Source organism: Flavobacterium sp. (assembly GCF_046293665.1).
Taxonomy (GTDB): domain Bacteria; phylum Bacteroidota; class Bacteroidia; order Flavobacteriales; family Flavobacteriaceae; genus Flavobacterium.
Map to the genome: position 1 here is coordinate 870999 of NZ_JBKBOL010000001.1, position 12085 is coordinate 883083.

The window sequence follows — 12085 nt, forward strand, 5'->3', positions numbered from 1 at the left end:
CTTCTTTAAAAGTTAATTTATCTGATATCTTGATTCAAAATCAAATCGATGTACAAGTTAATTTTGTCTTTTAATTCTTTTCGCGGCGCTATAAAATCAAGGAAACCATGATCTAATACGAACTCAGCGGTTTGGAAACCTTCGGGTAAATCTTTTCCTGTTGTATCACGAACCACTCGTGGTCCGGCAAAACCAATCAAAGCACCTGGTTCAGAAATATTGATATCGCCTAACATCGCATAAGAAGCAGTTGTTCCTCCGGTTGTTGGATCGGTACACAATGAAATGTATGGGATTTTAGCTTCGGCTAGTTGTGCTAATTTTGCAGAGGTTTTGGCTAGCTGCATCAAGGAATAAGCCGCTTCCATCATACGAGCGCCACCCGATTTTGAAATCATCACAAATGGAATTCTGTTTTTAATGGAATAATCGATACCACGGGCAATTTTTTCACCCACAACTGCACCCATCGAACCGCCAATAAAGGCAAAGTCCATACAGCAAACTACCAAGTCTTTTCCTTTTGATTTTCCTACTCCGGTACGAACAGCATCTTTCAATCCTGTCTTGTCGATTGCGTCTTTTAAACGGTCGGAATATTTTTTAGTATCCACAAAGTTCAAAGGATCTTTAGAGGTCATTTTGGCATCTAATTCTTTGAATTCATTGTTGTCAAACAAGATTTCGAAGTATTCTTTACTGCCAATTCTAACATGGAAATCATCTTCCGGACTTACCCACAGATTTCTCGCCAATTCGTCTTGATCGATAATTTTACCGGTAGGTGATTTGTACCAAAGTCCTTTAGGAACGTCTTTTTTATCTTCCGTAGCGGTTTGAATTCCTTTTTCTGTTCTTTTAAACCAAGCCATAATTAAAGTGAATTATGAATTATGAATTACGAATTATGAGTTGAAACCGTAATTCGTAATTCGTAATTTGAAATTTATAATGTGTTTACGTTATTTAAGTCGGCAAATGCTTGCTCTAATCTTGTATTGAAAGTCACTTCACCTTCACGAATCCATTTTCTTGGATCATAGTGTTTTTTATTTGGTGAGTCTGAGCCTTCCGGACTTCCGATTTGGGTTCTTAAATAATCAATTTTTGAAGTCATGTAATCTCTGATGCCTTCGGTGAAAGCAAATTGTAAGTCGGTGTCGATGTTCATTTTAATTACTCCATAAGAAATGGCTTCTCTGATTTCTTCCAAAGTAGAGCCTGAGCCACCATGGAAAACAAAATCAACCGGATTTGGTCCGGTGTTAAATTTATTTTGAACATAGTCTTGAGAGTTTTTCAAAATCTTCGGTGTCAATTTTACATTGCCTGGTTTATAAACTCCGTGTACGTTTCCAAAAGCTGCCGCGATAGTAAACTTTGGAGAAATTTTCATCAACTCCTCATAAGCGTAAGCCACTTCTTCCGGTTGGGTATATAATTTAGAACTATCAACATCTGAGTTGTCAACGCCGTCTTCTTCACCGCCAGTAATTCCTAATTCGATTTCTAAAGTCATGCCCATTTTGCTCATGCGGGCTAAGTATTCTTTGCAGATTTCGATATTTTCCTCGATTGGCTCTTCTGATAAATCAATCATGTGCGAAGAGAACAAAGGTTTTCCGGTTTCTGCAAAATGTTTTTCGGAAGCTTCTAATAAACCATCAATCCAAGGCAACAATTTTTTGGCACAATGGTCGGTATGCAAAATTACAGTTGCGCCATAAGCTTCGGCTAAAGTGTGGATGTGCTTAGCTCCTGCAATTCCACCTGCAATAGCTGCTTTTTCGCCAGCATTAGAAAGACCTTTTCCGGCATTGAATTGAGCGCCACCGTTAGAAAATTGAATAATCACCGGTGCATTTAATTTAGCAGCGGTTTCTAAAACACCGTTAATTGTGCTTGAACCGATTACGTTTACTGCAGGAAGAGCAAATCCTTTTTCTTTGGCATAATTAAAAATCGCTTGTACGTCATCTCCGGTAGCAACTCCTGGTTTGATATTGTGCGCCATTGTTTTGTGTTGTTTTTAAGTTAATTCCGCTTTCGAAGTTTCGAAACGGGATACAAAAATAATAATTTCTAATTTTAGAAAGGATAATTTATTCCAATATTTAGAACAGATTTGTTAAAACGAATTTCTCTTAACCATCTTTCATTTTCATCTAAGGCAGGATTATAGGTTTTAAACCCTAAGTCCAATCGGATGATGAAGAAGTTGAAATCATACCGGAAACCGAATCCGGTACCAACAGCTATATTCTCAAGTGATTTTAATCCGTTGAAAATAGAAGGCTCATTAGTGGTATTGTCTAAAACGTTCCAGATATTTCCCACGTCGGCAAACAGTGCGCCATTTAATTTTTGGAAAATATTAAACCTAAATTCGCTGCTGAAAGTTAGTTTCATATTGGCTTCATTGAAATCCAAAATACTGCCACTCGCACCCGGACCTAGACTATAAGATTGCCATGCTCGGATGTCATTGGTACCACCTGCAAAATAACTTCGTGAGAAAGGAATGTTGTTTGAATTACCGTAAGGGATGGCGATTCCTCCAAAACCTCTAACTGCAAAGACTTTTTTACGGCTTAAATCCCAATGCTTGATGTATTCAAATTCGGTTTTGATGTATTGAGAAAATTCGACATCTAAAAAAGTGTTGGCTCCATTTTGATTTTTTAATTGTTCAGAAGCTTTTGCGATTAGTGCCAGTACATTTCCAGCCGATTCTACTTTAGCTTTGATGGCATAAAATTCATTGTCAAATAAATCTCTTTTTGAGGTTTTTGTAAAGGTAATATTGGAGGCAAAAATTAAATTGTTTTGGGTCAGTCTTACACGTCTTTCCGCAATGCTTATAATCGATCTTAAGTCGGGTTCGCTAATGCCCAAACCCGGTAGCGTTATGGCATCAATAATAAACTTAACTGCTCCGTCATCTATTCTTAAATTACCATTGGCATCCAAGTATTCCTCTTGGTTGATTGGGTAGTTTTGTGCTATTTCATTTAGGGTGTTGTAGGTTGATTCATAAACATTAAAATAGTTAGTTGGATTTAGGTTTTTTACAAATTGAATGTTAACCAAATCAAATTTAAAAGTTGTATTTCTTTTTGGCGTCCAGTTGTAAGTCAGCGAGCTGGTAAAGTTTTGTTTGTCTAATCCGATATTGGTTTGTTTGGAATATCCAACACTCATAGTAGTGTAAGGAATCATGGTTTTCGGAATGATTTTGTCTGTTTTGAAAGGCAAAAAGATGCGCGGAAAATTCAATTTGGCATCAACCCCGATTTCCGAAATATTAAAAAAAGTATTGTTTGGATTAGCCAAATCTTTCGAGGAACCAATGTTTCCTCTAAACCCAATTTCAAAGGTTTCAGCACCATTAAAAACGTTGCGAATCCCTAAGAATGTGTTTCCGGTTATACCGAAATCCTGAATGTTAGAATGCGTAAAATCGGTCGAAAAACCAAAAGTATATTTCTTTCTGGGTGTTAAATAGACATTGGCAACTAAGCTGTTTTTCTCGGTTTTGTCTTCTACATATTGAATCAATGGATAGTTAAAAACCTTCAAGTTGCTCAAATATCTTGAGGTTATTGAGGTTCTGAAATCTGAAAAATAGTTGCCCTTGGTTACAAAAATCCCATCGGTAAGTGCTTTTGGACGGTATTTTAGTTTGTTTACACTATATAAAGTTATGTCATTGTAAGTTACACTGTCTTGAATAGCGGCATTGGGATTGGTCGGACTGTGATCGGTATAAATATTTACTTTACTAATTTTATACAACTCGAATGGTTTTGTTTGGATGCTGTCTTCTACTCTGATACTTTCATTGTCAATAACCAAAGAAACATTTGGGTTGTGTTTTTTGCCGATGGTATCTATGTCAAAGTTGACATAATTTTGTTGGAACCGAAAAGCACCATTGTTCCTGAAGTCTTCTGTGATGCGCTTTTTCTCCTCATTGAAATTACTTGTTTCATAGCGCTGACCTGACTTTATAAACGAATTGCTTTTTCTCAACTCGTAAATTGAATCCAAAGATTTGCTCGAAATGTTAGTAAAAATGCTATCAATGATATAAGGTTTTCCGGTATTGATGTCATATTTGAGTTTGACTTTTTTCTGGTCAACACTGTCAATTTTAAACTTTGCTGTTACATCAAAATAACCACGATTATAGTAGTACGATTTTAATCTTCTAATTGATTTTTTAGTGCTGACCGTGTCTAAAATAACAGGTGCTTCACCGGTTTCTCTGAGAAAATTATCCAATCCGGAATACAAGAAAGATTCTCCTAAACGTTTCACTTGTTTTTTTGAAAGCCATTTGGCCTTACGGTAATAACGTTTTGGATTTTTAATCATTTTGTCTTTGAACAACGAATCTGATTTTGGCTTGGCCAAATTATAAAGATTCAAACGAAGACGATACCCTAAAATAGAACTGTTTTGTTTTTGATACAACTGGTTGGTGATTTCTTCGCCATTGTCCTTTTTGTCATCAACGTAAATGTCATTTTTGGTGAGTAGTCTTTTCCCGTCAGGAACTCTTTTTGTGGAGTCACAACCAAAGATAATTAGCCCAATTAGAATAAATAATGATATTTTTGCGATACTCTTTTTCAAGTGGTGTGAAATATTTAATTCAAAAATACAGTATTTTATGGTTAGTAAAAACCAAATAAAATTAATTACCAGTCTTCAACATAAAAAATACCGAAACGAGCATCAATTGTTTATAGCCGAAGGTGTAAAAGTAATACAGGAATTGTTAGTATCAAATTTTGTATTAGAACATTTATTCGTTACTGAAGCTATTTTTGAAAAGATTAGTCCTTCACAAAAAACACTGATTCCAGCAACCGATATGAAAAGAATCTCGGCCTTGACTTCTCCGAGTTCGTCCTTGGCTATTTTCAAAATCCCAAAACCAGTTGAGAGAGAAGAAAAAGGGTTAATAGTAGCTTTAGATGATATTCGAGATCCGGGAAATTTAGGCACAATTATCCGACTTTGTGATTGGTTTGGTATAAAACAATTGGTTTGTTCCAAAGAAACAGTTGATCTTTATAATCCAAAGGTGATTCAAGCCAGTATGGGTTCGATTAGCAGGGTGAATGTGAGTTATCTCGATTTGAATGAGTTTGTTTCCAATACTTCATTGCCGGTTTTCGGTACTTTTATGGACGGAAAGAATATTTATAAAGAAATATTACCCATAGAAGGCGTTTTAATTTTTGGCAACGAAGCCAATGGAATTTCTTCAACTTTAGAAAAAATCATCAAAAACAGAATTGCTATACCAAGATTTGGCGATATTCAAAAAACCGAAAGTTTAAACGTAGCCACAGCCACAGCAATATTCTTAAGTGAATTTAGAAGAAATACGCTCTAGCGAATTGCCTTTATTTTTAATGGAAAGTAAAGTTGATTAACACCGCACGGGTTTTCATTGATTCAATATTGCCAGTCCATGGACTATTTGGGTCATCGTCTCGGATTAACTCATCATTAAATCCGAAAACACCTCTGATTGAAGGCGAAAACTTGAAGTATTCAAAGTATAAATCAATTCCGAAACCAACAGTATAGTTTTGTGTCCAAGGCTTTACCCTGAATTTCTGTTCGGAGTTGTCATCTTGTGATTTGGAATTACTCGATAAGTTCAATGTAGTTCCAACGCCACCAAGTAAATAGGGTCTGACATTTCCGGTACGTAAAGAAGAAAACTTTAACATCAAAGGAAAGTCAATATAAGTCGCTTTCACTTCTCTCAAAGCATCTCTTTCTTGAGTAAAACCAGAATAAGTTAAGGTGCGGCTCGCATAATACAAGCCCGGTTCGAAACGCAATTCTACATATTCATGTAATCTCAAAACCCCAACTAAACCAACATTGAAACCACTATTGCCTTTAACATTAATGTCTTGTCCGGGAACTTTATAATCAGTTTTAAAATCGAAGGTGCTGAAGCCTAAAAAATAACCCCAATAAACTCTTTGCTTGTCAAAATTCTCCAAATTTACAATTGGGTCTCTAGAAAAGATGCTTTTTCCAAATTGCGCATTCGCAGTAAGGTTAAAAAGAACAAAAAGGACAATTAATTTCTTCATTATGATGCTGGCAACTTCAATTTTTATTTTTTTGTAGCAGTGTAAATGGTTGCGACTCCAAAGGTTTGCGGCATGGCTTTACATTCTATAAACGAAACTTTTCTCAAAATATTGTTTAAGGCTTCGCCAAAAGGAAAATTAGCGGCCGATTCCGATAGATAACCATAAGCCTTATTGTCTTTAGAAAATATTTTACCGATTAACGGAAGAATAAATTTGGTGTAAAAACCATAACCTTGTTTAAACGGAAATTTGGTTGGCACCGAAGTTTCTAAGATCACAAAAATGCCGTTTGGTTTTAAAACACGATAGATTTCGGCCAATCCTTTTTCCAAAGTTTCAAAGTTTCTGATGCCGAAAGAAACCGTTATGGCATCAAAATAATTGTCGGGATAAGGAATATTTTCACTGTCGCCAACAACCATTTCTATTTTGTCTGCCAAATTTTTATCGAGAATTTTTTTCTTGCCCACTTCGAGCATACCGACTGACAAATCTAAACCAATGATTTTTTTAGCAGCCGTTGATTCGGCCATCATGATCGCTAAATCGCCGGTTCCGGTGGCAATGTCTAACGCATTTTCCGGATTTTTTTCTTTGACCAATTCGATTACTTTCTTTCTCCATTTAACATCAATACCCATCGAAATGACTCTGTTCAAACCGTCATATTCTCCCGAAATGGTATCAAACATTTGGGTGACTTGTTCTTTTTTGCCTAGAGTAGATTCTTTGTAAGGTGTAATTTGCTTTGACATGCTCGAATTTTCGACAAATATAAGTCATTATTTTAATTGCCCTAAAGCTTATCGTTTTCTTTAAGAATTGTGGAACAAATTATTGTTTTCGAACAAAGGTTTGAAAAGTAAAATCGAATGGGTGTCTTTCATCTTTTGGGTGGAATTCTTCAAAAATCAATTGCCATTCGTCCAAATTGATCTCAGGGAAATAAGTGTCAGCATCAAAAGTTTGGTGTACTCGAGTGATGTCAACTTTATCAGCAATGGCTATAGATTGTTTGTAGATTTGGCCTCCGCCAATGATAAAAATTTCTTCTCCTTTGGGACAAGCTTGAATCGCTTTTTCCAAGGAATCAACCACGATACAGCCATCGGGCAGATAATTTTTTTGACGCGAGATAATTACGTGTGTTCTATTGGGTAATGGTTTTGGGAAACTCTCAAAAGTTTTTCTTCCCATGATAATATAATGACCGGAAGTCATTGTTTTGAATCTTTTGAAATCATCGGGCAAATGCCAAAGCAGTTGGTTGTCTTTGCCAAGGGCGTTGTTTTCGGCAACAGCGGCTATAAGTGTAATCATTTTATGGCGTTGGGTTTGAATTTTCCAAGTCGTTTTTTAATTTTTCGATTTTCTTGGTTTGTTTGAGCATTAACTTGTCAATTTGTGCTCTTTCCCAGTTTTTATTCATAAAACTATCGGTAATAAGAACTTTGATAATGTGAAAAATGAAAAGACATGACCAAACCACTACAATCCAAATCCACCAATTGGTTTCCTCGTGAAAGTTCAACCAATGATTGGCAACAAATAAAAAGAGACTGCCAATGGCTAGAACAATAAAGTGAACAAACAAACGCTTTTTTTGTTTGATTCTGTCTCTCGCATATTCGTATAATTCGTGTTGATTGTTTTCCATAAGCCGAAATTTGTGCCTTAAAGATAGAATTTATTTTTAAAATGTTAAAATTTCATTTTGGGATAATGTATTACGAAACCGATTTCTTAATCACAGATGTAAAATTTTAGTGCTTTTTAATTGTAAATCTTCTTTTTATTTGGCTATGTTTTTAGCAATGTCGTAAAAATAATTAGGCGTGTAAAACCTATAAAAAAATCGCTTTACTTTGCCTAAGTAATCTATAAATGAATTAGTTATGGCTATCAAGAAACAAGTTATAAAAACAAAACCGGTTGTTAAAGTTACCTTTTCAATCGAGGCAAAAGAAGCAAATACAGCAGCAGTAGTAGGAGATTTTAATAATTGGAATCCATCAGAAGGTGAATTGTCTAAATTGAAAAACGGAACTTTCAAAGCTACTTTTGACTTGCCAAAAGACAATTCTTTTGAATTTAAATATTTAGTGGACGGAACTTATGTAAACGATCCAGAGGCAGACAGTTATGCTTATAACGAATTTGCCGGAGCAGAAAATAGTGTGTTAGCACTATAGGTTTTAGTTTTGGTTAGAAGTAAAAAATCCGTTTCGATTTCGAGACGGATTTTTTTATTTGCTATAATCAATGGATAAAGGAAGGTTGTAGGAGCATCTTATTGGAATACCTCTTTGCTCACCCGGAATCCAAGACGGGCAGTTTTGAATAACTCGGACAGCTTCTTCATCTAAGCCGTAGCGCAACCCTTTAATTATTTTAATGTCAACTATGCTGCCATCCTTTTCCACTACAAAGGCGAGCAAGATTCTTCCTTTGACTTTGTTTTTTATTGCTTCCCGAGTTGGGTTGAAATTTTTACTGATATACTGGTAGAAATCCTGAAGTCCGTTTGAGGGTTGCGGTTTTTTTTCAAGGAAATCGTAGTTGTGCCTGATGCCGTTTGCATCAATCCGATAACCTGAGATAAATTCACCTAGTTTGTATTCGTCGGTGTAATAATCAAAACCAGAGTCATATTTTCCACTTAACCAAGTGCCATGCTTTAAACCGTTAATGTATTCACCTTCTTCCGCATCGGTCTTATAATGGCCATTGCCCTTGTCAATCGTTTTAGTTTCGTTTTCATTCCAAAATGATTCGAGAATGTAATATTCAGGAGTTCTAATTTTTTCGGGATTAAAGTATCCTTCAAGCATTAAAGTGCCTTTTTCATACCAAACAGTTTTCTTTCCGGAACGCATTTTATTTTCATAATATTCTGAACTCTTTTTGTTTCCATTCTCATAATACTGAACTTCTTCGCCAATAGGATATCCGCCGTCTTTTCCACTAAGTTTTTTCTCTGATTTGAGATTTCCAGATTTATAATATTCCAGCCAATGGTATTCTGTTTTTTCTTTATAATAATCTTTGATGACTCTCTTGTAACTGTAATTTTCAATAGTAGTTTCTTTATTCAAGGAGTCTAAAAAAATAATTTTGTCTTGATCGTTTTGCGCCAAGAGTATTGTTGTAAAAAACAAAAAGAAGTTAGAAAGCTTTTTCATAGCTGTTTTTTTAAACCGCCACAGCACCTTTAATATGTGGATGCGGGTCATAATCAATCAAAGTGAAATCTTCAAAAGTAAAGTTGAATATGTTTTTCACTTCAGGATTTAGAATCATTTTAGGCAAAGGTCTTGGTTCGCGCGACAATTGTAATTCCACTTGTTCGAAATGGTTGTTGTAAATATGGGCATCGCCAAAAGTGTGGATGAATTCACCTACTTGTAAGTCACAAACTTGAGCAATCATCATGGTGAATAAGGCATAAGAAGCAATGTTAAAAGGTACGCCAAGGAAAATATCAGCGCTTCTTTGGTACAATTGACAAGATAATTTGCCGTCGGCTACATAAAACTGAAAGAAAGCGTGACATGGTGGTAAAGCCGCTTTGCCATTGGCTACATTTTCAGCAAAGGATTTCGAAGTATCCGGCAACACCGAAGGATTCCATGCGGAAACCAACATGCGTCGGCTGTTTGGATTTGTCTTTAAAGTCTCAATTAATTCGGTGATTTGGTCGATTTCTTCGCTGTTCCAATTGCGCCATTGGTGACCATAAACCGGACCCAAATCGCCATTTTCATCGGCCCATTCGTCCCAAATTTTGACACCGTTTTCTTTGAGGTAAGCAATATTGGTTTCGCCTTTCAAAAACCAAAGCAATTCATAAACAATCGATTTTAAATGCAGTTTTTTGGTTGTCACCATAGGGAAACCTTCATTTAAATCAAAACGCATTTGGTAACCAAAAACACTTTTGGTTCCGGTTCCGGTTCTGTCTCCTTTTTGGCAACCGTTTTCCAAAACGTGTCGCACTAAATCGTGGTATTGCTTCATAAAAGTAATTTTAAATTTTGAATGTTGAATTTTGAATGATTCAAATGAAAGCTAAAGACATTCAACATTTAGCATTTAACATTCAAAATAATCACTAGCTTTCTCTCTTTGAAATTTCGTCTCTTATTTTCGCTGCTTTCTCGTAATCTTCGTCCTGAACCGCTTTTTCTAATGCTTCGTGTAGTTCCGAAAGACTCATGCTTACATATAAATCGCCAGCTTTGCCTTCACTGTCTAAACCAAAAGTTTCCGGTGTTGACAGCACGCCTTCGTCTTCGATGTTTTGATTTTCGATATCGGTTGGATTGGTGTTGAGGTAAATTCCGGCTTTGTCTAAGATATTTTTATAAGTGAAAATTGGTGCGTTGAATCGCAATGCCAAAGCAATGGCATCTGAAGTTCTTGCATCTATGATTTCTTCAATTTTGTCGCGTTCGCAAATGATACTCGAGTAGAAAACACCATCAACCAACTTGTGGATAATGACTTGCTTTACCACAATATCGAATCGATCGGCGAAACTTTTGAATAAGTCGTGCGTTAATGGTCTTGGCGGTTTGATTTCTTTTTCCAAGGCAATAGCGATGGATTGTGCTTCAAAAGCGCCAATGACAATAGGTAATTTTCTTTCGCCGTCTACTTCATTTAAAATCAGAGCATAGGCTCCGTTTTGCGTTTGGCTGTAGGATATTCCTTTTATGGTTAGTTTTACTAAACTCATTATTCTTTAGTATCAAGTATTAAGTACAACGTACTAAGACTTTTTATGTTTACAAATACAAAAATGGTTTCCCGTCTAGCCCTGATGGCAGCAACTACCGTGTAGTGCGGACAGCAGGAAAATGGACTGCAAAGTAACAAAAACTTTTCGCTTCTAAAAATGGAAAGCACAAAAAAAGAGTCGTTAGAAATAAAGTTTTTCAACGACTCTTAATAATGAATTAATAATGGTTTAAGCGTTTTGCGCTTTGAACTCTTTTAGTTTTTGGGTCAAGCGCGGCAAGATGTCGAATGCATCGCCCACAATTCCGTAATCGGCTACTTTAAAGAAAGGTGCTTCGGCATCGCTATTGATGACTACTTTTACTTTAGAAGAGTTGATTCCGGCAATGTGCTGAATCGCTCCTGAAATTCCAACCGCGATATATAAATTAGTCGCTACCGGTTTTCCGGTTTGGCCAACGTGTTCGCTGTGAGGTCTCCAACCTAAATCAGATACCGGTTTGGAACAAGCGGTGGCTGCGCCCAACGTTGCGGCTAAATCTTCGATTAATCCCCAATTTTCCGGGCCTTTTAAACCACGTCCGCCCGATACTACGATATCAGCATCGGCGATGGTTACTTTGCCAGAAGATTTTTCTACAGATTCTACTTTTACGTTGAAATCGGCATCGTTTAAATTGGGTGCGAAATCTTCTTCAGTTGCAGCCGCAGTGCTTTCTACCAATCCGTAAGAGTTTTTGGCTAAGCTTAAAACTTTAACTTCAGTTGAGATCTCGGTGATGTTAAAGGCTTTGTTAGAGAAAGCATTTCTTTTCACTTGGAAAGGTGAAGTGCTCAAAGGCAATCCAACCACATTTGAAGCAAATCCGGCGTCTAAACCAACGGCTACCAATGGCGCCATGTATAAACTGTCGGTTGTAGAAGACAATAAAATTACTTTGGCACCTTCTTTTTGAGCGGCGTGTTTTACTACGTCAGCGTAAGCTTTCGCGTTGAAGTTGGCCAACTTGTCGTTAGATACTTTTAATACTTTGTCTACTCCGTATTTGGATAAATCGGAAACATTACCTGCGTTTACTGTTACAGCGGTTACGGTTGTTCCTAACGATTCGGCTACTTTTTTCGCATAAGACGCTAATTCAAAAGCTACTTTCTTGAATTTTCCGTCTGCCGATTCTGCGTATATTAATAATGACATGATTTTTTTGTTTAAAGTT

13 protein-coding genes are annotated in these 12085 nt (G+C 36.4%); 2 read left to right on the plus strand and 11 right to left on the minus strand.

Features of this window, described 5'->3' with window-relative positions:
- Positions 1-17: 17 nt before the first annotated feature.
- The 3 genes from accD to ACK4R1_RS03920 form a co-directional block, all read right to left on the minus strand.
- On the minus strand, positions 18-872 hold the full coding sequence (gene accD, locus ACK4R1_RS03910; protein WP_409683877.1) for an acetyl-CoA carboxylase, carboxyltransferase subunit beta: 855 nt from the start codon (positions 870-872) through the stop codon (positions 18-20).
- Between the two features lie 74 nt (positions 873-946).
- Positions 947-2014, minus strand: a complete 1068-nt coding sequence (gene fbaA, locus ACK4R1_RS03915) for a class II fructose-bisphosphate aldolase (protein WP_409683879.1) — start codon at positions 2012-2014, stop codon at positions 947-949.
- A gap of 74 nt (positions 2015-2088) precedes the next feature.
- A complete protein-coding gene (locus ACK4R1_RS03920; RefSeq protein ID WP_409683881.1) occupies positions 2089-4638 on the minus strand; it encodes a BamA/TamA family outer membrane protein in 2550 nt (849 codons plus the stop codon).
- A gap of 37 nt (positions 4639-4675) precedes the next feature.
- Between ACK4R1_RS03920 and ACK4R1_RS03925 the strand changes: the two genes are divergently transcribed.
- A complete protein-coding gene (locus tag ACK4R1_RS03925) occupies positions 4676-5407 on the plus strand; it encodes a TrmH family RNA methyltransferase (RefSeq protein WP_409683883.1) in 732 nt (243 codons plus the stop codon).
- Between the two features lie 16 nt (positions 5408-5423).
- On the opposite strand, the gene ACK4R1_RS03930 is transcribed toward ACK4R1_RS03925, so the two are convergent.
- The 4 genes from ACK4R1_RS03930 to ACK4R1_RS03945 form a co-directional block, all read right to left on the minus strand.
- Complete coding sequence (locus ACK4R1_RS03930; RefSeq protein WP_409683885.1) at positions 5424-6125, minus strand: porin family protein; 702 nt, start codon at positions 6123-6125, stop codon at positions 5424-5426.
- 23 nt (positions 6126-6148) lie between these two features.
- Complete coding sequence (gene ubiE, locus ACK4R1_RS03935) at positions 6149-6883, minus strand: bifunctional demethylmenaquinone methyltransferase/2-methoxy-6-polyprenyl-1,4-benzoquinol methylase UbiE (protein ID WP_409683887.1); 735 nt, start codon at positions 6881-6883, stop codon at positions 6149-6151.
- A gap of 79 nt (positions 6884-6962) precedes the next feature.
- Positions 6963-7448, minus strand: a complete 486-nt coding sequence (locus tag ACK4R1_RS03940) for a dihydrofolate reductase (RefSeq protein WP_409683889.1) — start codon at positions 7446-7448, stop codon at positions 6963-6965.
- 1 nt (position 7449) lies between these two features.
- On the minus strand, positions 7450-7785 hold the full coding sequence (locus ACK4R1_RS03945; RefSeq protein WP_409683891.1) for a 2TM domain-containing protein: 336 nt from the start codon (positions 7783-7785) through the stop codon (positions 7450-7452).
- Positions 7786-8023: 238 nt separating this feature from the next.
- Between ACK4R1_RS03945 and ACK4R1_RS03950 the strand changes: the two genes are divergently transcribed.
- Complete coding sequence (locus ACK4R1_RS03950; protein ID WP_291128213.1) at positions 8024-8320, plus strand: isoamylase early set domain-containing protein; 297 nt, start codon at positions 8024-8026, stop codon at positions 8318-8320.
- Positions 8321-8374: 54 nt separating this feature from the next.
- On the opposite strand, the gene ACK4R1_RS03955 is transcribed toward ACK4R1_RS03950, so the two are convergent.
- From ACK4R1_RS03955 to ACK4R1_RS03970, 4 genes are all read right to left on the minus strand, one after another.
- On the minus strand, positions 8375-9310 hold the full coding sequence (locus tag ACK4R1_RS03955; protein WP_409683893.1) for a TonB family protein: 936 nt from the start codon (positions 9308-9310) through the stop codon (positions 8375-8377).
- 10 nt (positions 9311-9320) lie between these two features.
- Positions 9321-10145, minus strand: a complete 825-nt coding sequence (locus ACK4R1_RS03960) for a thymidylate synthase (RefSeq protein ID WP_409683895.1) — start codon at positions 10143-10145, stop codon at positions 9321-9323.
- Positions 10146-10239: 94 nt separating this feature from the next.
- Positions 10240-10866: a bifunctional nuclease domain-containing protein gene (locus ACK4R1_RS03965; protein WP_409683897.1), complete on the minus strand. Its 627-nt coding sequence runs from the start codon at positions 10864-10866 to the stop codon at positions 10240-10242.
- A 231-nt stretch (positions 10867-11097) separates the two neighbouring features.
- Positions 11098-12066 carry an electron transfer flavoprotein subunit alpha/FixB family protein gene (locus ACK4R1_RS03970; RefSeq protein WP_409683899.1) on the minus strand — a complete coding sequence of 323 codons (969 nt, stop codon included), beginning with the start codon at positions 12064-12066 and terminating at the stop codon, positions 11098-11100.
- Positions 12067-12085: the final 19 nt, after the last annotated feature.